This is a genomic window from Bradyrhizobium tropiciagri (assembly GCF_001189845.1).
GTDB classification, from domain to species: Bacteria; Pseudomonadota; Alphaproteobacteria; order Rhizobiales; family Xanthobacteraceae; genus Bradyrhizobium; species Bradyrhizobium tropiciagri.
Genome location: NZ_LFLZ01000039.1, coordinates 1 through 20,586, shown reverse-complemented (window position 1 = coordinate 20,586; position 20,586 = coordinate 1). Strand labels below are relative to the sequence as shown.

Sequence of the window (20,586 nt, the reverse complement as noted above, 5' to 3'; positions counted from 1 at the left end):
GTGGAGCTCCATCCGGCTACGGGAGTTACGCCGCGCGCACGATGTCCCTGACGTGTCCGACCGTTTCCTCGATCATGGCCGCTGACACGTCGAGATGCGTGCAGGCCCTGATCCGGCCGTCCATCATCGCCAGCGTCACGCCACGCTTGCGCAGCTCGGCGACCATCTTGTCGCCCGGGACGCCGGCGCCGTCGGGCTTGAAGAACACGAGGTTGGTCTCGGGCGTCTGCACCGCGATGCCGTTGATCTGCGACAGCCCCCGCGCCAGCGCCCGCGCATTGGCGTGGTCGTCGGCGAGGCGGTCGACATGGTGATCGAGCGCATAGATGCAGGCGGCGGCACAGACGCCGGACTGCCGCATCGAACCGCCGAGCCGCTGCTTCCAGCGCCAGACATCGTCGATGAAGGCGCGGGTGCCGGCGATGGCGCCGCCGATCGGCGCGCCGAGGCCCTTCGAGAAATCGATCCAGGCCGAATCCCAGCCCGCCGTCATGTCGCGCGGCGAGATGCCTGAGGCGACGGTCGCGTTCAGCAGGCGTGCACCATCCATGTGGGTCACCAGCCCATGGTCCTTGGCGATGCGCACGACCTCGTCGAGCGCGGCCTTCTTCCAGATCGTGCCGCCGCCGATATTGGCGGTCTGCTCGACGCTGACCAGCACCTGCGGCGGCTGGTAGCGCGTGCGCGGATGCAGCGCGGCGCGGAAGGTGTCCGGCGTGAACTGGCCGTCATCGCCCGGGAGCTGGGTGATCTGGAAGCCGCCGAGCGCGGCATGGGCGCCGCCCTCGCGCGCGATGATATGCGCGGTGGCATGCGCCAGGATCTCGTCGCCGGGGCGGCAATAGGCGAGCGTCGCCGCGACGTTGCACATCGTGCCCGACGGCATGAGCACGGCGGCTTCCTTGCCGAGCAGATCGGCGACGCGGGTGCAGAGCTCGTTGGTGGTCGGATCGTCGCCGACCTGCTCGTCGCCGACCTCCGCCTTCGCCATCGCCTCGCGCATCGCCGGCGTCGGCTTCGTCTGTGTGTCCGACAGCAGATTGATGCGGACGGCGGGCGCCTTCGGATCGGGGCGGGCGGGGGTGTAGTGCATGGCTTTCCTCATCGCTGGGCGCTGGGGGCGATTTCGCCGCTAGCGTAGGCCTCCAGGCCGCGTGATGAAACCGCATAATGATAATCTCGGTCGGCGTTACGCGGTAGTCGATCAAGTAGGGGTATGGCGTGACTGAAAGCCGCCGGACACCTGGACGGCTCGTCGTGCACCCTGCGCGGGGCTGCTCTTGCAGTAGCGTGACAAGGGTCAGGATACGGTCTCGAACGTGGACCGCGCCTTGAGGCGATCGTGCTTCGATATAGGAGAGCGCTTGATCGATCTGAGCAAGGGCGCGTCGCGTGTAGCGGACGTTCACAGCCCGTGCTTGCTCCACATCGCGCGAACTTCCCCGTCCGTTGCCAACTCGCCACGTGCGATCTCGGCGTCGGCTTCAGCCAGGTCGGTGTCTTCTTCCGGCGTGAGTTGGAGCGGCGGCTGGTCGACTCCGGCAAGTTGCAGCATGATACGCGCGAGCTCGTCCTGCTCCGTGTCGGGTAAATTTGAAACCGTATCGAACGCCTGTTCGAGCAACCGGGTCATGGGCAAGAACCTCTGCGCTGCCAAGTCCTGCACATGATAGTCGTCTTGCGAGCAAACAAAAAGGCCCCGGGCAAAACCGGGGCCTTTCCGAACTCGCAATGCTGAACTGATCAGCGCGAATAGAATTCGACGATCAGATGCGGCTCCATCTGCACCGGGAACGGCACGTCGGAGAGGCCGGGGGTGCGCGCGTACTTCGCGGTCATCTTGGAGTGATCGACCTCGATGAAGTCGGGCACATCGCGCTCGGGGAGCTGGCTCGCCTCGAGGACCGGGGTGAGCTGCTTGGAGGATTCCTTGACCTCGATGACGTCGCCGACCTTCAGCTTGTAGCTGCCGATGTTGACCTTGCGGCCGTTCACCTTGACGTGGCCGTGGTTGATGAACTGGCGCGCGGCGAACATCGTGGAGACGAACTTGGCGCGATACACCACGGTGTCGAGACGGCGCTCGAGCAGGCCGATCAGGTTCTCGCCGGTGTCGCCCTTCAGGCGGCTGGCTTCGACATAGATGCCGTGGAACTGGCGCTCGGAAATGTTGGCGTAGTAGCCCTTCAGCTTCTGCTTGGCGCGGAGCTGCACGCCGAAGTCGGAGAGCTTGCCCTTGCGGCGCTGACCATGCTGGCCGGGGCCGTATTCGCGGCGGTTCACGGGGCTCTTCGGGCGGCCCCAGATATTCTGGCCCATGCGGCGATCGATCTTGTACTTCGCCTCACTGCGCTTTGTCATCGCGTCCTCTTTGTATAGCCGTCGCATCAAGCGACCGGCATTTTTTGAGTCTAGGGTTTGAGGAGACGCGCCCTCCTGTGTACCGGCCAAAAGGCCAGTACCGACAGGTTCGCCTCGAAAGCTCGGGGAGAACCACGGGTCGCGAAACGCATCGCGGGCCGAAACCGGCCCGCGAGCAAGGGTGGTCTTAAGGAGAAAGTCCGGTCCTGTCAAACAAAACGGGAGGTGTTTTGGGCCGAATCGGCGTCAAAATCGGCCGGTTTCGGGCCTCAAAGCCGGTTTCCGGCCGCCCGGACCGGCCGGGCGTCGCGTGCGGCCGGATCGCGCCCAATTCCGCGGCGATTTCGCCGCCCAGCACGTGCTCGAGCCGGGTCAGGGTCTCGGCGATCAGGGCGGCGTCGCAGACCAGATGGTCCCAGCGCAGCACCACATCGACGGTGTGATCCGGCTTGATCACGCCATAGCTCAGCAGGAAGGGCCCTGGGCTCAGCGCGTGCAACTCGCCGGGGCCGTAGGCCGCCACCGAGGTCACCCCGAAGCTGCCGCAGAAATTGGCGCGCTGCCGGCCGAAATTCAACCCGATCGCCCAGGCCAGGCGGCGCAGTGGAAGCGGCAGGCGCGTCACACAGAGGGTTTTGCGGAACGAGGGGATCTCGTGCAGCGGCGCGGTCTTGGCGCGCCGGATCAGCGCATCGACATCGCTGAGCGCCATCTCGTCCGCCGCGCAGACGCGCTCGAACAGCACGCACTCCTCACCCTTCTCAACGCGCGCAATCGCCACCATGCCGACGCTGCGCGGCAGTTCGTAGAGGCAGGGCCACGGCAATTTGACGTGCAGCGTGCGCAGCGTCGGCTCGGTCTTGGCGACCAGCGCGAATGCCTTGACGAAGATGGCGGCCCAGCCCGGTGCCTGCGCCGTGCGTGCGCGGGCCTCGACCACCGCACGAACGTTCAGCGAGCGCGTCAAGGAGACGAACGGCACGCCTGATGATGCGTGCATCAGATCGGCGACGAGACGGCGCGGCAATGAAATCCGACGAAACTTACCGCGCATCTGTCCGGTTCATATCCCTGCAATCAGGCAAAACATCAAAGGCCCGGCGAACTCAAATTGTCGCTCGCCGCACCTGAAGCCAACATGAACCGATTGGTCGGAGACCAATCGGTTCGGGTTCACGGCGCCGGTTTCGCCAAGGGCTCGCCGGCCTTGACCACGTAGACGCCGAGCACCTTGAGCGGCTTGTCGCCTGAAGTCCTGGCGTCGTGCACCGCGCCTTCCGGAATCTGGTAGGAATCGCCCGCCTTCAGCTTCAGCGGCGGCTTGCCGTCGATCACAAGCTCCAGCTCGCCTTCGAGCACATAGCCGGTTTCAGCACCGGGATGGCTGTGACGCCCCGACGCACCCCCGGCCGGAACCTCTGCAATCGCGGTGACCGTGTTGTAGCCCGCCGGAAAATCGACCTTCTGCAGCGGCGTTCGCTTGATGCCGCTCTGCTGCGCCAAGGCAGCGCCAGCATCGACAATGGCGGCGCCGGCGCCGGCAAACGCAATTACGGTAAGACCAAGCAGCAATTTCCTGAACATGCAATTTCCTCCCAACCCGCGAAACCCTAGCAGCGCGGAATCACGACGAAAAGCAGGCGCTGTGTGATGTGTGCTTTCGACATTGGGGTTAGTCCGTTCATCCAATAGCGCTGGCCGTCGTGGAATTATCCGCGGCCGAGCTTACAGAGGGCTGACAAGCTGTTCAGGAAATTGCAGCGCTCGGCATTCAGCTGATCGCAGCGCGGGGAGTTGCGCTGCGGTTCCTCCGTGACTGGAACTTGCTCGCCGGTGCGAGCGCGCGTCACGTCTCCCGCTTGATCCCGGCAAACGCAGCCGCGATGCCGCGCTGGAACAGCGACCAGTCGAAGCCGAGCGCAAGCGCGAGGTAGCCGCGCTCGATCATCGCGTTGGCCTGCTCGGCGGTGCGCGCGACGCCGCCGATCGGCACGCCGCTCTTCATGATGCCGTCCTCGGCGCGCTGCATCAGTGCGACCACCTCGGGATCGTCGGGGAGCCCGCGCTTGTTGATCGAGGTGGCGAGATCGCCCGGGCCGATCACCGCGAGGTCGATGCCGGGCGTTGCCATGATCTCGTCGATGCGGTTCACCGCGTCGACATGCTCGATCGTGATCATGCAGATCATGTCGTCGTCGGCGGTCGCCATGTAGTCGTTCATCGAGACGCCCCAGCGGAATGGCGCGTGAAACGGACCCCAGAGCCGGTCGCCGTTCGGCGGATAGCGCACGCTGCGCACCGCCTTCTCGGCATCGCCGCGGTTGCAGATCATCGGAAAATTGATGCCGAGCGCGCCGATGTCCATCGGCGCTTGGCAAGGTGCGGTTCGTTGGCCGCGATCCGCACCATCGGCACGCATGGCGTCCCTGACGTCGCCACGATCATCGCATGCGCGGAGCCGAGATCGATCGGCCCGTGCTCGAGATCGACGATGATCCAGTCCAGCGACTGAGCCATGATCTGCACGGTCTGGATGCTCGGAATGGTCGCGATCGCGCCGAAGGTCGGGCGCTTATCGCGCCACGCCTTGCGCAGGCGATTGAGCGGCGTCAGCGGTGCTGAGGTCAATGCAGTGCTCCCTCGATGAGGCGAGGGCAAACTAGCAGCGCGCCGTGACGGCGGAAAGGATCAGGCCGGGACGCGGCCGCCGAAGAACGGCGTCAGCGCCGCGGTCAGGGTGTGCGGGCGCTTCGAGGTGAAGATCATCTCGGCGCCGGCCTCGTCGGTCTCGGTGCCTACCGGGCCGAGCAGGTCGGCGACGCGGCGGGCGATCGCCGGCGCGGATCGATCCAGTCGACCGGCCACGGCGCAAGCCGCCTCAGGCGTTCCAGCAGCAGCGGATAATGCGTGCAGGCCAGCACGATGGTGTCGGTGCGGGCCGGGTCGCTCGCGCCATCGCCGATGAAGCAGGGCGCGAGCTCGGCCGCGATGTCCTCGTCGCGCACCTGCAGGCCGCTGAGGGCGGCCTCCGCCAGCGAGGCGAGCTCGCCGGAGCCGACCAGCGTCACCTCGCAGCCTTGCGCGAAATCCGAAATCAGCTTGCGGGTATATTCGCGCTTCACGGTGCCCCTGGTGCCGAGCACCGAGACGCGCCGGGTCTTCGACGAGGCGCAGGCCGGCTTGATCGCCGGCACCGTGCCGACGAAGGGCAAAGGATAGGCGTCGCGCAGATGCGACATGACCAGGGTGGATGCGGTGTTGCAGGCGATCACGACCAGGTCGGGCGCGTGCGCTCCGATCAGCTCGCCGACCAGCGGCACCACGCGGGCGATGATCTCGTCCTCGGTGTGGTGCCCATAGGGGAAGAACGCATCGTCGGCGACATAGACAAAGTGCGCGTCGGGCCGGGCGCGGACGATCTCGCGCAGCACGGTGAGGCCGCCGAGGCCGGAATCGAACACAAGGATGGTCGGGGGAGTGGACACGGTGAAAAGTCTATCCGAGGCAGGGTTACCATTCAGTTGTCTTTGCCTGCCCGGCCTTTGGGGCCGACAAAAGGCAGTCAAGGCGGGAATTTCATATGGCCTTGACCGATCCCTGCAAGTATCACGGCAAGCTATTGCCGCGACGTACGAAATCCTGACGGGGCCGTTCGACCATGATCCGCAATACCACCGTGAGCTGGGGCTCGCTCGCCCGGGCGCTCCACTGGGGGCTCGGCATTACCATCATCTGCATGCTGGCCTATGGCTGGTGGATGAACCACATCCCGGCGCGCGCGGACAAGTTCTTCTACCGGTCGATCCATGCCGACATCGGCTATCTGGTGCTGCTGCTCACGGTGCTCAGGCTGGTCTGGCGCGGGGTCAATCCGACGCCGGCGCTGCCGGCCGACATGCCCAGCTGGCAAAGGATCGCCGCCCGGATCAACCACGGGGCGCTCTATGCGGTCACCATCCTGGTCGCGATGCTGGGCTGGGCGCATTCCGGATCCCGCGCGCAGGACTATTCGAGCTTCTTCGGTCTGTTCCACGTTCCCCAGATCACCTCGCCGGACAAGGCGGCGGCGGACGCCTATGAAGGCCGTCACATCTTCTTCGCCTATGTGCTGCTGGCGCTGATCGTGCTGCATCTCGCCGCGGTCGCCTTCCATCATTTCGTCAAGCGCGACCGCGTCGCCGCGCGGATGATCGGGGCGGGTGAGGCCGGCCCCGCTCGCTAGCGCCGCACATGGCGTCTCGCCGGTGACGGCGCTAGTCTGGCGGTGAAGCCGGGAGGGCCAAAGCGGCCGGGACCTCGTGGACGACCTTGCGCGAGACAATGCGAACTGGCGGATGCCGGACGAGGGCGCGCCGCATGCCGCGACCTGGATGGCGTTCGGCGCCAGCGCGGCGATCTGGGGCGGCAAGCTGCTTCCCGTGGCCAGGGAAAATCTCGCCAACATCGCCAAGGCGATCGCAGCCTATGAACGCGTCAACATGCTGGTGCGCGAGGAGGACCACGACATAGCCGCGCGGCTGTGCGGCCCCTCGGTCAGCCTCGTCGTTCGATCGATCGACGACGTGTGGATGCGCGATACCGGTCCGGTGTTCGTGCGGGACAGCTCGGGGCAACTTGGCGCCGTCGGTTTCAACTTCAACGGCTGGGGCAACAAGCAACGCCACGCGCTCGATGCCGGGGTCGCAGAGCACGTGGCCCGTGCCGCGAACGCGACGTTCGTCAAGGCCGGACTGGTGCTGGAAGGCGGCGGGATTGAAGTCGACGGTGAGGGGACTGCGATCATCACCGAGAGCTGCGTGCTCAACTCCAATCGCAATCCGGGTGTGTCGAGGGACGCATGCGAAGCCGAATTGTCGCGCCTGCTCGGGCTCGACAAGATCATCTGGCTGCCCGGCGTTGCCGGCAAGGACATCACCGACGGACATACCGATTTCTACGCACGATTTGCCGGTCCCGGCGTCGTCGTGGCCGGCCTCGAACCGGATCCGTCGTCGTTCGATCACGCGGTGACGAGGCGGCACCTCGATCTCCTGCGCGGCGCTGTCGATGCGAAGGGCCGGCGGTTGGATGTCGTGGTGCTGCAGGGCCCGTCGACGGTGCGTCCAAAGCACGGCACGAAGGACTTCGCTGCCGGATACATCAATTTCTACGTCTGCAACGGCGCCGTGATCGCGCCCGAGTTCGGCGACGCGGCTGCGGACCGCAATGCGCGCGATATCCTGCGGGAGCTGTTCGCGGACCGGGAAATCATCCAGCTCAACATCGACGGCATCGCCGCCGGCGGCGGCGGCATTCACTGCACCGCGCAACAGCAGCCGCGCCCGTGATGCGAATGGCCCGGCCGCGATGGATCGCGGCCGGGCCATTCGTCGTTCATCAACTGCGCAAGCGGTGCTAGCCCGCCGGCATCTGCTTCTCGACCAGGCGTACCCAGTAGGATGCGCCGTGGCCGAGGATGTTGTCGTTGAACTTGTAGGCGGGGTGGTGGCACATCGGGCCCTCGCCCATGCCGAGGAAGACGAACGCGCCGGGGCGCGCCTCCAGCATGAACGCAAAATCCTCGGCGCCCATCACAGGCACCAGATTGTCGTTGACGCGGTCGGCGCCGACCACATCGCGGGCGATCTCGGCGGCGATGCCGGCCTGACGCGCGTGGTTCAGCGTCACCGGATACATGCGCCCATAATCCGTCTCGGCCGAGCCGCCATAGGCCTTGGCGATGTTGGAAGCGACCTCGCCGATCCGGCGCTCGACCAGGTCGCGCACGCCGGGATCGAGCGTCCGCACGGTGCCGCCGAGCGTGACGGTTTCCGGGATCACGTTGAAGGCGCTGCCGGCTTCGAACATCGTGATCGAGATGACCGCCGATTTCAGCGGATCGACGTTGCGCGACACGATCGACTGCAGCGCATTGATGATCTGGGCGCCGATCAGCACGCTGTCGACCGCCTCGTGCGGCGCGGCGCCGGCGTGGCCGCCCTTGCCGCGCACGACGATCTTCAAGGTGTCCGACGAGGCCAGCATCGGGCCGGGCGTGGTCGCGAAATAGCCCTCGGGCAGGCCGGGCATGTTGTGCAGCCCATAGACCTCCTGGATACCCCACCGGGTCATCAGCCCGTCGTCGACCATCGCCTTGCCGCCGGCACCGCCTTCTTCGGCGGGCTGGAAGATCACCACCGCGGTGCCGTCGAAGTTGCGGGTCTCGGTGAGGTATTTCGCGGCGCCCAGCAGCATCGCGGTGTGGCCGTCATGGCCGCAGGCGTGCATCTTGCCGGGGACCTTCGAGGCGTAGGGCACGTCGGCGGCCTCCACGATCGGCAGCGCGTCCATGTCGGCGCGCAGCCCGATGGTCTTGCCCGAGCCGTTCTTGCGGCCGCGGATCACGCCGACCACGCCGGTGCGCCCGATCCCCGTCACCACCTCGTCGCAGCCGAACTCGCGCAGTCTGTCGGCGACGATCCCGGCGGTGCGGTGGACCTCGTACAGCAGTTCGGGGTTCTCGTGGAAGTCATGGCGCCAGGCGGCCATTTCATCCGAGAGGGCGGCAACGCGATTGACGATGGGCATGGGGACCGTCCGTTTCTTGTGATTGCGTAGGGCGGGTCAGCGTAGCGTAACCCGCCGCGATGTCACGCGGGAATGGCGGCCTCCCTCAGGCCTCCCCGAACACCCGCTTGAAGATCGTGTCGACATGCTTGAGGTGATAGCCGAGGTCGAACTTCTCCTCGATCTCGGCATCGCTCATGTACTTCTTCACGTCGGGGTCGTTCTTCAGCAGCGTCTGAAAGTCGCCTTCGCCGCGCCACACCGGCATCGCGTTGCGCTGCACGAATTTGTAGGCGTCCTCGCGGCTGGCGCCCTTCTGGGTCAGCGCGATCAGCACCCGCTGCGAATGCACCAGGCCGCCGAGCCGGTCGAGGTTCTTCTGCATGTTCTGCGGATAGACCAGAAGCTTCTCGATCAGACCGGCGAGCCGGACCAGCGCGAAGTCGAGCGTGACGGTGGCATCGGGGCCCATCATGCGTTCGGCCGAGGAGTGAGAGATGTCACGCTCATGCCACAGCGCGACGTTCTCCAGCGCCGGCGTCACATAGGCGCGCACCATGCGCGACAGGCCGGAGAGGTTTTCCGACAGCACCGGGTTGCGCTTGTGCGGCATCGCCGACGAGCCCTTCTGGCCCTCGGAGAAGAACTCCTCGGCTTCCAGCACCTCGGTGCGCTGCAGATGGCGCACCTCGACCGCGAGCCGTTCGACCGAAGCGGCGATCACGCCGAGCGTGGCAAAATACATCGCGTGGCGGTCGCGCGGGATCACCTGGGTCGAGACCGGCTCCGGCCGCAGGCCCATCGCTTTCGCAACGTGCTCTTCGACGCGCGGATCGATCTGCGCAAAGGTGCCGACCGCGCCCGAAATCGCGCAGGTCGAAATCTCGTCGCGCGCAGCGACCAGGCGGGCGCGGGCGCGGGCGAACTCGGCATGGGCATAGGCGAGCTTGAGGCCGAAGGTGACCGGCTCGGCATGGATGCCGTGCGAGCGGCCGATGGTCGGCGTCATCTTGTGCTCGAAGGCGCGGGTCTTCAGCGCCGCCAGCACCCGGTCGAGATCGGCGATCAGGAGGTCGGCGGCGCGCTTGAGCTGGACGTTGAGGCAGGTGTCGAGCACGTCGGAGGAGGTCATGCCCTGGTGCACGAAGCGCGCCTCGGGGCCGACGATCTCGGCGAGATGGGTCAGGAAGGCAATGACGTCGTGCTTGGTCTCACGCTCGATCTCGTCGATCCGCGCCACGTCGAAGGTGGCGTCCTTGCCCTTGGCCCAGATGGTCCTGGCGGCTTCCTTGGGGATCACGCCGAGCTCGGCCAGCGCGTCGGCGGCATGGGCCTCGATCTCGAACCAGATCTTGAAACGCGTCTGCGGCTCCCAAATGGAGGCCATTTCCGGGCGGGTATAGCGGGGGATCATCGAGAACTCCGAATCGAGCGGGGCGGGGCGTGCAAGGCGCGCTCCGGCCAATTTGTTTTTACGCCGCGCTTTAGCAAATCAGGCCCGGCGAAGCCACCCATTCGGGGGATTTGGCGGGGAAAACCGGCCGAAATCGGCGGTCCGTAGCCCGGCCTTGCTTCGCCTCGCCCCGCTTGCGGGGAGAGGCCGGAACGCATCGCCAGATGCGTTCCAGGTGAGGGGGAGCCTTCGCGAAATTCGGCTGTCAGCGTCTTCGCGGAGATAGCCCCTCACCCCAACCCTCTCCCCGTAAGAACGGGGAGAGGGAGTGGTTAGAGGTTCGCCAGGCCGCATTCGACGGCGAGGCGGACCAGCTGGGCGTCGGTCCGCAGGCCGGTCTTGGCCTTGATCAGATAGTGGTAGTTCTGCACGGTCTTGGTGCTGAGGTTGAGGTTGGCGGCGATCTGCTCCTTGGTGTGGCCGGCCGCGAACTGCCGGAGGATCTCGATCTCGCGCTCGCCGAGCTGGTCGAGCGCCGATTTGGTCGGCACCAGGCTTTCCAGGGCGAGCACCCGCGCGACGTCGTCGCTCATCGCATGCTCGCCGCGGGCCACCGAGCGGATCGCCGCGATCAGCTCGGCCGGCTCGCTGCCCTTGGTGACGAAGCCGGAGCGCCGGCGCCGAACGCCGCCTTCACTTGGGCGGCCTCGCTGTGCATGCTGAAGACCAGGATGCGGGCGTCGGCATCGCGGGCGCGGATGTTGCGGATCGCCTCCAGCCCGCTGGCGCCCGGCATCGAGATGTCCATCACCACCACGTCGGGCCCGTGCGCCTTGAAGGCGCGGTAGGCGTTGGCGGCGTTGTCGGCCTCGGCGACCACGCTGAAATCGTCCTGATGCTCGAGCACGCGCCGGTAGCCCTGGCGGACGACGGGATGGTCGTCCACCAGCAGGATCGAGATTCCCCGAGTCTTCACGGCGGTCATCTTCGCGGTCGTCATCTCAGGCGGCGAGCGGGATCGTGGCGGCGACGGAGAGGCCGCGGCTGGCGCGCGCGATCGACAGCGAACCGCCAAGTGCGGCGACGCGCTCGCTGACGCCGGTGAGGCCGAAGCCCGCCGACTGCGCCACCTTGGCGGCATCGCCGCCGCCGTCATCCTCGACCCGCACCAGCAGCGCGTTCTCGGTTCCACTGCGCCGTTCGATCCGCAGCACGATCTCGCGCGCCGAGCTGTGGCGCAGCGCATTGGTCAGGCATTCCTGCGCCACGCGATAGGCGGTTACGGCAACCGTGCCACTGATGTCGGCGAGGTCGCCCTGCAAATCGAGCTGGATCATCGGCTGCGCGGTGCGCGACCGCCAGCTGTCGACGAGATCGACCAGGCTTGCCTCGAGCCCGAGCTCCTCGGCCGGCGGATGGCGCAGCCGGTTCAACGTGTCGCGCAGGCAGGCGATGATGCGGCGCGTCGCCTGCGAGATCATCCGTGCATCCTGCGCGATTTCCGTCCCGGCGGCGTATTTGTCGCCGGCGCTTGCCTCGATCGTGTTGGCGAAGGCCAGGATCGCGGTGAGATTCTGGCCGAACTCGTCGTGCAGCTCGCGGGCCAGCGCGCGGCGTTCGTCGCTGCGGATTTCGAGCAGGCGCCGCGTCAGCATCGTGCGCTCCTCCTCCGCCTGCGCGAGGCGATCGCCGAGATCGCCGACGGCGCGCCCGATCATCGCAAGCTCCATCGAGCGCACGCGCGGCAGCGGTGTACGGTACTCGCCGTCGGCCATGCGCCGCAGCGCCGACACGATCGAGTGGGCGGGCGCCAGCGTATGCGCGATGGCGAGCGAAGCGAGCAGCGCGATGGCGAGCGCCATCAGCAGCGCGACGTGGATGTTGTCCAGGATGTGCTGCCAGGCGAGCGCGATCGCGGCGTCCGGATCGGCGATGGCGCGGACGGTTCCCGCGGTCGCAGTGCGGGCGCTGATCGGCCGCTCGACGGTGGCGTGCGCGCCGAGCAGCGCCTGTACGGTGGTCGCGAACCAGCGCGGCGGCGCCTTGCCGATCCCCTTGCTCTGGCCGCAGAGCGGCTTCTCGAAGGCGCCGGCCGGCTCGAACTGGACGCAGATCCCCGGCGCGATCAGGCCCATGGTTTCGATGGTGCGCCAGTCCGGGGCCGGCAGCAATTGTTCGCGCATCCGGTTGCTGCGCAGCAGCAATTCGCGCCAGTACAGCGCCTCGAGTGCCTGCGAGACCCGCTCGGCGGACGCCGACGTCGCGCGATCGACGCTGCGATAGGCATCGATCGTGGCCCAGACGGTGGCGGCGCCAAGGCACAGCGCGACGATGACGAGCAGGCGGGCGACCAGTTGAAGCACGAGGCGCATGCGATCACTCCACGGCCGGAGCATGATCCGGAAAGGCGCAAAGCGGCATCATGCTCAAACGAGACGAGAGAAGCGTAACAGCAACCTCGCTCCGGGCAAGTGCGGGCGAGGGTTGCCATGCAGGTCGGGAAATTTGCCCGACGAAATCTGGGCAGATGTCTTTGGACGCCGCCCGCCTGCTCTGCTCTAACGGCAGGTGAGGCCTTCGCGAGGCCCATGGAACAGCAAGGGAGCGAGCGCAGCATGAATGCCAAGGTCGGCGCCGCGGCCGCATCGGCCGGTACGGATGCGGCGGAGCGCAGCGTCCTGCTGCTCTGGATGATCTTCACCGGCCTTTCGGTTTTCGCGGCGTTCCTGCTGTGGCGCTACGGGCTGATCCGCCTGATGGTCAGTTCCGACCGCACGTACATTTCCAGCGTTATCGTCGTTCTCTACATCGCCACCTGCATCCATTGCTTCTGGCGGACGCGGGCAATAGCGCGGGAAGGCGAGGTGGCGCGTTCCTGCCGCGCGATCCTCGCTGCGCCTGACGGCGCCAAAGCGCTCGTCTCGGATGCGCGCAGCCTGCCCCGCGGGCTTGTCACCGACCACATCCGCAGCCTGGTGCAGAAGGCCGAGGCGCAAGCCAAAGGCCGCATCGACCAGACCCTGCTGCTGCGGACGCTGGCGGACCGGCTGCGCGGCTCGAACGGCTTTGGTGCCTTCGTCTCCGACACGCTGATGAAGCTCGGCCTGCTCGGCACCATCATCGGCTTCATCATCATGCTGGCGCCGATCGCCTCGCTCGATGCCGCCGACAAGGTCGCGATGAAATCGTCGATGGGCCTGATGAGCGACGGCATGGCGGTTGCGATGTACACGACGCTGGCCGGGTTGATCGGATCGATCCTGGTCCGGATCCAGTACTACATGCTGGATTCCGCGACCCAGCGGGTGTTCTCCGATGCGGTCGTGCTGACCGAGACGCACGTCACGCCGGCGCTGGAACGTCGCCTTGGTACGCCGCCATGATGGACGAGTTCGGGCTCTATCCGCGCGAGGAACCGTTCGATCCCCTTGGTGTCATGCTGTTCAAGGCGCTGCAGGTGATCGCGTTCCTGTTCTTCCTCGCGCTGCTTGCGGTGTCGCCGGACTCCAAGGACGGCAAGATCGAATCCAAGGCGGAGTTCATCATCACGATGGACTGGCCGGACAACCATCCCGACGATCTCGACCTGTTCGTGCAGGACCCCGCCGGCAACATCGCCTGGTACCGGCATCGCGAGGCCGGCTTCCTGACGCTCGACCGCGACGATCGCGGCGGCGCCAACGACTTCATCGTGGTCAACGGCAAGAAGATCGCATCCCCGATCCGCGAGGAGATCGTCACCTTGCGTGGCGTCGTCGCCGGCGAATACACCGTCAACGTCTCGCATTTCCAGGCGACGACCGGCGAGCCGGTGCAGGCGAACGTCAAGGTGCAGAAGCTCAATCCGACGGCGCAGGTGATCTTCGACGACAAGCTGACCGTCGATCACACCGGCGACGAGAAGACCGCGGTCCGGTTTCGTCTCGACGCCGAGGGCAAGGTGATCAACGTCGACCGGCGGCCGAAATCGCTGCTCGAGACCTTCCGCAGCAGCTGGCGCAACGGCGCCGACCTCGATCCGAACACCGGCGTTCCGAGATCCGGCGTGAGGGTGCTCCGTCGTGATTAGTCTGCAATCCGTCATCCTCACGCTTGCGGTCGCCTATGCGGCGGTCGGTGCGCTGCTTTTGATCGTGCTGGTCTATGCGCGGCTGCACTGGTCGCTGAAGGCGGTCGTCATCGTCGTGACCAGCGCGTTCTACTTCGTCAGCTTCGGCGGCATGCGTGGCCTGCTCGGCTGGGCCTCAGCGGAGAAGCTGCCGGCCAACTTCAAGCTGCTGTCGACGCGGATCGTGGAGCCGCATTCGCTGGAGGGCGATCCCGGCTCGATCTATCTCTGGGTCGAGGAACTCGACGAGGACAACCGGCCGAGCGCGGTGCCGCGCGCCTTCCGCATTCCCTACAGCGACGCCTTGGCCGAGCAGACCCACACCGCCGACAACGAGATCAAGGCCGGGCATCCGCAAGGCGGCCGGGCCGCGGATTTCGGCGGCGGCGACGGCACCATCATGGACTTCGTCCGGGAGTACATCACGCCGAAGACGATCGTGGAGACCACCGGGGGCGATTCCACCACGGGGACGTTCGTGGTCCCGCCGGCGGGCGCGCAGGGCTCGGTGTTCACGCCGCTGCCGCCGCCGCGGATGCCGCCCAAGGACGAGCAGCAGTAGGACGACACGTCCTGACCAGAGATGGCATAAAAATAGGGATCGCCAATAATCGGTCAGCGGAGTGGACAGTAGTGATCCGGAATCCCGCCAACCGTCAGCCCGGTGTAATGTAACTCCTAACCGGGGCTAGATTTTATCCCGAAGCCATTTTCCCGGCAAAGGGGCCGCTGCGTGAGGCGGCCCCTTTCGATTCCGGCGCTGCGAAGCGATCTCACACCGACAGGAATGCGATCGCGACAACCATCAGCCACCCGACAATGACGAGCGAGGCCACCGCGCCGGCGGTGATCTTGGCGATCTCCTTGAAGGTGATTGGGCGGTCCATGCAAACCTCTCCTGGCACCCTTTCATGGGCTGGTCTTTGGCTGGCCGTATCGAGACATATGCACGCCCCGGCGGATCGCCCCGCTGCTCACGGAACGGTGTAGGGCCGCAGAGCTGGACCCGACCGGCGGGCTCCCCGGCGGTCCGGGTATCATTCACGAAATATTGTCTGACAGATATTGAAATCTGTCAGCGAGATGGTGTATATACTAACCAGCCCAAGGGAGGAGGGCGCCCAGTGGCTGTTCCGGCGTTTTGGCCGGCGGAGCCGAACCTGATTTGATTACCTCGAAGGACTACCTCCATGACCATAGAAATCTTCCAATTGACCGCCCAGATTCAACAGTGGCTCAACCTTCGCGTCGCCCGCCATTTGGCAGCCCAGGCCGCCAAGTTCACCCGCGGGCAGGACAGCGATAACCAGACGGTAAACGCATGAACGAGGCGGTGGTTTTGACACCCGAGCGGATCCTTGAGGCAACTGAGGATGTCTTGAGGCGCTTCGGGCTTTCCAAGGCCACCGTCGTCGACGTTGCCCGTGCGCTCGATGTCAGCCACGGCAGCGTCTACCGTCACTTCCCCAGCAAGGCCTCGCTGCGCGACGCGGTCGCCAAGCGCTGGCTCGACCGCGCCAACGAGCCGCTGTGCAAGATCGCAGCCGGCTCGGGCCCGGCGCCGGAACGGCTGGAGAAATGGCTGCGCACCGCCTTCTCGATCAAGCAGAAGAAGGTCTGCGACGATCCGGAGATGTTCGCGACCTATCTCGCGCTGGCGCAGGACGCGCGCGAGGTGGTGGAAGCCTACAAGGACAAGCAGGTCGATCTGATCGCGAAAATCCTGTCCGACGGTGTCGCACAGGGTGTGTTCGAGATCGACAACGTCAAGGCGACCGCGCGCGCCGTGTTCGATGCGACCGTCCGCTACCATCACCCGGCGCATGCCGAGGAATGGGCCAAGCCGGAATGCCCGTCGCGGATCGACGCGCTGATCGCCCTGCTGTTGCGGGGCGTGCGGGTGTGCAAGCCCTAGGCCCGTCTTTCTTCCAACATCCCCTGATCGATTGATGCCTTCGGCCCGATTGCGAGCCCGGGGCCGCGTGTGCTTGATATCGGGTACGGATCAGCAGCGCGGACCACGATGCGGCTTGCACTCTTTGCCGATATTCATGCCAACCGGCAGGCCTTCGCCGCCTGCCTCGAGGCTGCGCGAACGCGCGGCGCCGAGCGGCTGATCTGCCTCGGCGATATCGTCGGCTATGGCGCCGATCCCGAATGGGCCGTCGACACGGTGATGGACCTCGTCGCGAAGGGTGCAATCGCGGTGCGCGGCAATCATGACAATGCGATCGGGTCCCCGAGCGACAGCATGAACGCCGATGCGCAGGCCGCCATCGACTGGACCCGGAGCCGGCTCAGCGCCGAACAGAAGGCCTTCCTCGCGGGCCTGCCGATCCTGCGCGAGGAGGACAACCGTCTCTACGTGCATTCCGAGGCATCGGACCCGACGAAGTGGCGCTATGTCCGCGACACGTCGGATGCTGCGCGCAGCATGATGGCAACCGATTTGCAGATCACCTTCTGCGGCCACATCCATCGTCCCGGCCTCTACTCGATGTCATCAGCGGCGAAGATGACGAGCTTCGTCCCGACCTCGGGCGTCGCGGTGCAGTTGCTGACCGGGCGGCGCTGGCTTGCGGTGCTCGGCTCGGTCGGCCAGCCGCGCGACGGCGATCCCGCGGCATCGTTTGCGATGTTCGACACGGTGAGCCGCGAGATCACCTATCATCGCGTGCCCTACGACGTCGCGACTGCGGCGGCGCGGATCAAGGCGGGCGGCCTGCCGTTCTGGCTTGCCGACCGCCTGCTGATCGGCAGGTGACGCCGGTGGCGGCGCTGACGATGCAGGCCGGCGCCGAGATCGATGGCTTCACCATCGGCGAGCGCGTGCACCGCGGTGGCATGGCGACGCTGTGGAGCGTCACCCACCCGGGCATCGACGTACCGCTGCTGATGAAGGTGCCGCTCACCTCGGAGGGCGAGGATCCGGCCGCGATCGTCAGCTTCGAGATGGAGCAGATGATCCTGCCGCGGCTGTCGGGGCCGCACGTGCCGGCCTGTTTCGGCACCGGCGATTTCGAGCGCCAGGCTTATGTGGTGATGGAGCGCATCCCGGGCCAAACCCTCTACAAGCGGCTCGACAATCTGCCGCTGCCGTATGACGAGGTGAGGGTGATCGGCGGCAAGGTCGCCGCCGCACTCGCCAGCCTGCACCGGCAGAACGTCATCCATCACGACATCAAGCCGAGCAGCATCATGTTCCGCGAGCGCGGCGAGGCGGTGCTGATCGATTTCGGCCTCTCGCATCACCAGCATCTGCCCGACCTGCTGCAGGAGGAGTTTCGCCTGCCTTACGGCACCGCGCCCTACATGGCGCCGGAGCGCCTCAACGGCGTGCGCGACGATCCGCGCAGCGATCTGTTTTCGCTCGGCGTGCTGCTCTATTTCTTCACCACCGGGGTGCGCCCGTTCGGCGAGACCGAGACCCTGCGCGGGATGCGCCGGCGGCTGTGGCGCGACCCGTATCCGCCGCGCAAGCTCAAGCCCGACTATCCGCCCTGGCTGCAGGAGATCGTGCTGCGGTGTCTCGAGATCGATCCGGTCGCGCGCTATCCGACCGCGGCGCAGCTCGCGTTCGATCTCGGCCATCCCGAACAGGTCAAGCTGACGGCGCGAGCGCAGCGGCTCGATCGCGATTCCCTCGGCACGGTCTGGCGCCGCCGCTTCAATCTCGGTGCGGTGTCGCCGCAGCCGAAATCCAATGTCGCGGCCCAGCTCGCATCGAGCCCGATCGTTGCCGTGGCACTCGATCTCGGAGAGGGGACCGAGGCGCTGAACGCGACCATCCGCGTCATCGCCGAGCAGGTGCTATCGACCTCGCCATCGGCGCGGCTCGCCTGCGTCAACGTGCTGAAGCTCAATCGCCTGGCGATCGACCGCAGCCATGACGAGCAGGGCCAGAACAAGCATGTCGACCGCTTGGTGGCGCTCCAGCACTGGGCGCGGCCGTTCCAGCTCGAGGAGGGGCGGCTGACCGTGCATGTCCTGGAGGCGATCGATCCGGCCGCGGCCATTCTGGAATTCGCCGCGGTCAACCTGGTCGACCACATCATCATCGGCGCGCGGCAGAATTCGATGCGGCGCGCGCTGCTCGGCAGCGTGTCCGCTCAGGTCGCCGGGGAAGCGCCGTGCACGGTGACCGTGGTGCGGCCGTCGCGGCTGGCGCCGCAAGCGGACGACGATGAGGCGGCGGACCAGGCGGCCAATGCCGCGGTCGCGCCGCCTTCAGTATTCTAGTTCCGCCGGAGAATCAGATCGCTTCGCCGCGCGCGTCGGCCGCGGCATTGCGGATCGCGGCGATGTTGGTCTTGTAGGCCTCGAGCGTGCCGCCCTTGAACACCGCGGAGCCCGCGACGAAGGCGTTGGCGCCGGCGGCGGCGAGCTGGCCGGCGACGTCGGGCGCAACGCCGCCGTCGACCTCGATGTCGATCGGCCGGCCCGCGACCATCGCCCTGACGTCAGAGATCTTGCCGATCGCCGAGCGGATGAAGGCCTGGCCGCCGAAGCCGGGATTGACCGACATCACCAGCACGAGGTCGATCAGGTCGAGCACATATTCGATCGCGCTCGCCGGCGTCGCCGGATTGATCGAGACGCCGGCCTTCTTGCCGAGCGCGCGGATCGCCTGCAGCGAGCGATGCAAATGCGGGCCGGCCTCGGCATGCACCGTAATGTGGTCGCAGCCCGCCTTGGCGAAGGCCTCCAGATAGGGGTGGCAGGGCGAGATCATCAGATGGGCGTCGAAGATCTTCTTGGTGTGCGGCCGCATCGCCTTGATGACGTCGGGGCCGTAGGAAATGTTCGGCACAAAGTGCCCGTCCATCACGTCGAGATGGATCCAGTCGGCGCCGGCCTGGTCGACGGCGCGGACCTCCTCGCCGAGCTTTGAGAAATCCGACGCCAGGATCGACGGAGCGATGACGAGGGGACGCGGGGTGAATGACTGAGTCATGTCAGCAGTTCCGGAAGACTAGCAGGGGGCGACGGGTGATCCCGCCTAACATGCCGACGCGTGGCGGGCAATGCGAGCGGACGGCGGCTGGAATCCGGAAAATTCTGCCGCCGGCGGCAGGTCTTGCCGGGTGCGCGGAACCGGTGTCGATGCGCCAAGGCCTGGTTTCATTGGGTTTTTGCCATGGCACGCCGCTTGCTGCGCCTTGGCAAGCGTTTGAGCCGCCGGGCGCGGCCTTGTTGGAGTATTGCCATGTTATTTGCCATTGGCGCTGCGTCATCCGCCGTCGATCTTTTGAGCTCGCTGATGTCGTCGAAATCGACGACGCAGACCGGCAGCTCCACGCAGGGAAATCAGACCACCGGGCTGTTCGACCTCTCGACCACGACATCGCAGTCGAGCAGCAGCAGCACCAGCGCCGGATCGGGCACCAGCACCCCGCAGATTTCGCCGCAGACCATGAGCGCGCTGCTCGACGCGCAGAGCCAGACCACGGCTTCAACCGGCACGACTTCAACCAGCACAACGCCGACCAGCCGGTCGGACGCGCTGAAGGACCTGTTCTCGCTGATCGACGCCGACGGCAACGGCCAGATCACCAAGACGGAATTCGAGAACGCGCTCGGCGCCGGCGGCACCAACATCGCGCAGGCCGACGACGTGTTCTCCAAGCTCGATAAGAACGGCGACGCAGCGTCAGCCTCGGCGAGATGTCGCAGGCGCTGCAGGGCCACAAGGGCGGCGGCCATCATCACCACCACATGGAGAGCGGCGCGACCGATGGATCCGGCTCCGGCAGCGGCTCGGGCGGATCGAGCTCCGATCCTCTGATGCAGGCGCTTGATGGCGCGACCTCGACCTCGGTGACGAACAGCGACGGCTCGACCACGACGACCACGACCTATGCCGACGGCTCCAAGGTGTCGATGACGACGCCGGCCACGGCCTCAGCCAGCAGCACGAAGTCGTCCTCCGCCGGCAACAACGCCACCTCGTCCTACAATTTCATCGAGCAGCTGATCCAGCGCCAGTCGCAGGCGATCTCGGCGAAGGCCTCGTCGTCGCTGTCGGTTAGCGCCTAGCGGGACGCGCTTCCCGGCCAATTCGGGCTCTGCTTCGCCTCGCCCCGCGTGAGGGGAGAGGCCGGAACGCATCGTCAGATGCGTTCCGGGTGAGGGGGAGTCTCCGCGAGTCCGTCTATCACCGTTGATGCGGAGGCGGCTC

18 protein-coding genes and 5 pseudogenes are annotated in these 20,586 nt (G+C 66.3%); 10 read left to right on the top strand and 13 right to left on the bottom strand.

Annotated features, from left to right (window positions below; all coding sequences use genetic code 11):
- Positions 1 to 25 precede the first annotated feature (25 nt).
- The 8 genes and pseudogenes from AKN84_RS26930 to murI all read right to left on the bottom strand — a co-directional run bounded on the left by AKN84_RS26930 (position 26) and on the right by murI (position 5,846).
- Positions 26 to 1,093 (bottom strand): threonine aldolase family protein, encoded by a 1,068-nt coding sequence (locus AKN84_RS26930; RefSeq protein ID WP_050423588.1) that lies wholly within the window; start codon positions 1,091 to 1,093, stop codon positions 26 to 28.
- A gap of 70 nt (positions 1,094 to 1,163) precedes the next feature.
- A pseudogene (locus AKN84_RS46060) lies at positions 1,164 to 1,409 on the bottom strand (type II toxin-antitoxin system RelE/ParE family toxin); the annotation flags it as partial.
- A complete protein-coding gene (locus AKN84_RS26925) occupies positions 1,406 to 1,633 on the bottom strand; it encodes a hypothetical protein (RefSeq protein ID WP_050423635.1) in 228 nt (75 codons plus the stop codon). The gene AKN84_RS26925 and the pseudogene AKN84_RS46060, both read right to left, overlap by 4 nt.
- Before the next feature lie 110 nt (positions 1,634 to 1,743).
- Entirely contained in the window at positions 1,744 to 2,361 is a 618-nt protein-coding gene (rpsD, locus tag AKN84_RS26920; RefSeq protein ID WP_050423587.1) for a 30S ribosomal protein S4, read from the bottom strand.
- Between the two features lie 187 nt (positions 2,362 to 2,548).
- Positions 2,549 to 3,415 (bottom strand): hypothetical protein, encoded by an 867-nt coding sequence (locus AKN84_RS26915; protein WP_050423586.1) that lies wholly within the window; start codon positions 3,413 to 3,415, stop codon positions 2,549 to 2,551.
- 119 nt (positions 3,416 to 3,534) lie between these two features.
- Complete coding sequence (locus tag AKN84_RS26910; protein WP_050423585.1) at positions 3,535 to 3,945, bottom strand: cupin domain-containing protein; 411 nt, start codon at positions 3,943 to 3,945, stop codon at positions 3,535 to 3,537.
- A 262-nt stretch (positions 3,946 to 4,207) separates the two neighbouring features.
- A pseudogene (locus AKN84_RS26905) lies at positions 4,208 to 4,989 on the bottom strand (HpcH/HpaI aldolase family protein).
- 60 nt (positions 4,990 to 5,049) lie between these two features.
- A pseudogene (gene murI / locus AKN84_RS26900) lies at positions 5,050 to 5,846 on the bottom strand (glutamate racemase).
- Between the two features lie 173 nt (positions 5,847 to 6,019).
- On the opposite strand from murI, the gene AKN84_RS26895 reads away from it, so the two are divergent.
- Positions 6,020 to 6,583: a cytochrome b gene (locus tag AKN84_RS26895; protein WP_050423584.1), complete on the top strand. Its 564-nt coding sequence runs from the start codon at positions 6,020 to 6,022 to the stop codon at positions 6,581 to 6,583.
- A 112-nt stretch (positions 6,584 to 6,695) separates the two neighbouring features.
- Positions 6,696 to 7,688 (top strand): agmatine deiminase family protein, encoded by a 993-nt coding sequence (locus tag AKN84_RS26890; RefSeq protein ID WP_128971190.1) that lies wholly within the window; start codon positions 6,696 to 6,698, stop codon positions 7,686 to 7,688.
- Between the two features lie 67 nt (positions 7,689 to 7,755).
- Here the strand turns inward: AKN84_RS26890 and AKN84_RS26885 are convergent, their stop codons facing one another.
- The 4 genes and pseudogenes from AKN84_RS26885 to AKN84_RS26870 form a co-directional block, all read right to left on the bottom strand.
- The gene (locus AKN84_RS26885; RefSeq protein WP_050423582.1) at positions 7,756 to 8,928 is read right to left on the bottom strand and encodes a M20 aminoacylase family protein; all 1,173 of its coding nucleotides are present in this window, start codon (positions 8,926 to 8,928) and stop codon (positions 7,756 to 7,758) included.
- Between the two features lie 85 nt (positions 8,929 to 9,013).
- Positions 9,014 to 10,321, bottom strand: coding sequence for an adenylosuccinate lyase (purB, locus tag AKN84_RS26880; protein ID WP_050423634.1), 1,308 nt, complete (start codon positions 10,319 to 10,321; stop codon positions 9,014 to 9,016).
- A gap of 311 nt (positions 10,322 to 10,632) precedes the next feature.
- A pseudogene (locus tag AKN84_RS26875) lies at positions 10,633 to 11,285 on the bottom strand (response regulator).
- A 16-nt stretch (positions 11,286 to 11,301) separates the two neighbouring features.
- On the bottom strand, positions 11,302 to 12,672 hold the full coding sequence (locus AKN84_RS26870; RefSeq protein WP_050423581.1) for a sensor histidine kinase: 1,371 nt from the start codon (positions 12,670 to 12,672) through the stop codon (positions 11,302 to 11,304).
- A gap of 243 nt (positions 12,673 to 12,915) precedes the next feature.
- Between AKN84_RS26870 and AKN84_RS26865 the strand changes: the two genes are divergently transcribed.
- The 7 genes from AKN84_RS26865 (at position 12,916) to AKN84_RS26840 (ending at position 18,647) form a co-directional block, all read left to right on the top strand.
- Positions 12,916 to 13,683: a MotA/TolQ/ExbB proton channel family protein gene (locus AKN84_RS26865; protein ID WP_050423580.1), complete on the top strand. Its 768-nt coding sequence runs from the start codon at positions 12,916 to 12,918 to the stop codon at positions 13,681 to 13,683.
- Positions 13,680 to 14,369 carry a DUF2135 domain-containing protein gene (locus tag AKN84_RS26860; RefSeq protein WP_021077822.1) on the top strand — a complete coding sequence of 230 codons (690 nt, stop codon included), beginning with the start codon at positions 13,680 to 13,682 and terminating at the stop codon, positions 14,367 to 14,369. Before AKN84_RS26865 ends, AKN84_RS26860 begins: the two co-directional genes overlap by 4 nt.
- The gene (locus AKN84_RS26855) at positions 14,362 to 14,970 is read left to right on the top strand and encodes a hypothetical protein (protein WP_050423579.1); all 609 of its coding nucleotides are present in this window, start codon (positions 14,362 to 14,364) and stop codon (positions 14,968 to 14,970) included. The genes AKN84_RS26860 and AKN84_RS26855 overlap by 8 nt, the downstream gene beginning before the upstream one ends.
- A 628-nt stretch (positions 14,971 to 15,598) precedes the next feature.
- Positions 15,599 to 15,733 carry a hypothetical protein gene (locus tag AKN84_RS50050; RefSeq protein WP_016843141.1) on the top strand — a complete coding sequence of 45 codons (135 nt, stop codon included), beginning with the start codon at positions 15,599 to 15,601 and terminating at the stop codon, positions 15,731 to 15,733.
- Positions 15,730 to 16,323 carry a TetR/AcrR family transcriptional regulator gene (locus AKN84_RS26850; RefSeq protein WP_050423578.1) on the top strand — a complete coding sequence of 198 codons (594 nt, stop codon included), beginning with the start codon at positions 15,730 to 15,732 and terminating at the stop codon, positions 16,321 to 16,323. The genes AKN84_RS50050 and AKN84_RS26850 overlap by 4 nt, the downstream gene beginning before the upstream one ends.
- Before the next feature lie 108 nt (positions 16,324 to 16,431).
- Positions 16,432 to 17,172, top strand: coding sequence for a metallophosphoesterase family protein (locus AKN84_RS26845; protein WP_050423577.1), 741 nt, complete (start codon positions 16,432 to 16,434; stop codon positions 17,170 to 17,172).
- A gap of 20 nt (positions 17,173 to 17,192) precedes the next feature.
- Positions 17,193 to 18,647 (top strand): serine/threonine protein kinase, encoded by a 1,455-nt coding sequence (locus tag AKN84_RS26840; RefSeq protein ID WP_050423633.1) that lies wholly within the window; start codon positions 17,193 to 17,195, stop codon positions 18,645 to 18,647.
- 13 nt (positions 18,648 to 18,660) lie between these two features.
- On the opposite strand, the gene rpe is transcribed toward AKN84_RS26840, so the two are convergent.
- Positions 18,661 to 19,362 (bottom strand): ribulose-phosphate 3-epimerase, encoded by a 702-nt coding sequence (gene rpe, locus AKN84_RS26835; RefSeq protein WP_050423576.1) that lies wholly within the window; start codon positions 19,360 to 19,362, stop codon positions 18,661 to 18,663.
- A 252-nt stretch (positions 19,363 to 19,614) separates the two neighbouring features.
- On the opposite strand from rpe, the pseudogene AKN84_RS26830 reads away from it, so the two are divergent.
- Positions 19,615 to 20,444, top strand: a pseudogene (locus AKN84_RS26830) (EF-hand domain-containing protein).
- Positions 20,445 to 20,586 lie beyond the last annotated feature (142 nt).

What these genes read in the sequence shown, in the direction of transcription:
- AKN84_RS26930 (WP_050423588.1), bottom strand. Translation starts at nt 1,093, where the DNA reads ATGCACTACACCCCCGCCCGCCCCGATCCGAAGGCGCCCGCCGTCCGC.
- AKN84_RS26925 (WP_050423635.1), bottom strand. Translation starts at nt 1,633, where the DNA reads ATGACCCGGTTGCTCGAACAGGCGTTCGATACGGTTTCAAATTTACCC.
- rpsD (WP_050423587.1), bottom strand. Translation starts at nt 2,361, where the DNA reads ATGACAAAGCGCAGTGAGGCGAAGTACAAGATCGATCGCCGCATGGGC.
- AKN84_RS26915 (WP_050423586.1), bottom strand. Translation starts at nt 3,415, where the DNA reads ATGCGCGGTAAGTTTCGTCGGATTTCATTGCCGCGCCGTCTCGTCGCC.
- AKN84_RS26910 (WP_050423585.1), bottom strand. Translation starts at nt 3,945, where the DNA reads ATGTTCAGGAAATTGCTGCTTGGTCTTACCGTAATTGCGTTTGCCGGC.
- AKN84_RS26895 (WP_050423584.1), top strand. Translation starts at nt 6,020, where the DNA reads ATGATCCGCAATACCACCGTGAGCTGGGGCTCGCTCGCCCGGGCGCTC.
- AKN84_RS26890 (WP_128971190.1), top strand. Translation starts at nt 6,696, where the DNA reads ATGCCGGACGAGGGCGCGCCGCATGCCGCGACCTGGATGGCGTTCGGC.
- AKN84_RS26885 (WP_050423582.1), bottom strand. Translation starts at nt 8,928, where the DNA reads ATGCCCATCGTCAATCGCGTTGCCGCCCTCTCGGATGAAATGGCCGCC.
- purB (WP_050423634.1), bottom strand. Translation starts at nt 10,321, where the DNA reads ATGATCCCCCGCTATACCCGCCCGGAAATGGCCTCCATTTGGGAGCCG.
- AKN84_RS26870 (WP_050423581.1), bottom strand. Translation starts at nt 12,672, where the DNA reads ATGCGCCTCGTGCTTCAACTGGTCGCCCGCCTGCTCGTCATCGTCGCG.
- AKN84_RS26865 (WP_050423580.1), top strand. Translation starts at nt 12,916, where the DNA reads ATGAATGCCAAGGTCGGCGCCGCGGCCGCATCGGCCGGTACGGATGCG.
- AKN84_RS26860 (WP_021077822.1), top strand. Translation starts at nt 13,680, where the DNA reads ATGATGGACGAGTTCGGGCTCTATCCGCGCGAGGAACCGTTCGATCCC.
- AKN84_RS50050 (WP_016843141.1), top strand. Translation starts at nt 15,599, where the DNA reads ATGACCATAGAAATCTTCCAATTGACCGCCCAGATTCAACAGTGGCTC.
- AKN84_RS26850 (WP_050423578.1), top strand. Translation starts at nt 15,730, where the DNA reads ATGAACGAGGCGGTGGTTTTGACACCCGAGCGGATCCTTGAGGCAACT.
- AKN84_RS26845 (WP_050423577.1), top strand. Translation starts at nt 16,432, where the DNA reads ATGCGGCTTGCACTCTTTGCCGATATTCATGCCAACCGGCAGGCCTTC.
- AKN84_RS26840 (WP_050423633.1), top strand. Translation starts at nt 17,193, where the DNA reads ATGCAGGCCGGCGCCGAGATCGATGGCTTCACCATCGGCGAGCGCGTG.
- rpe (WP_050423576.1), bottom strand. Translation starts at nt 19,362, where the DNA reads ATGACTCAGTCATTCACCCCGCGTCCCCTCGTCATCGCTCCGTCGATC.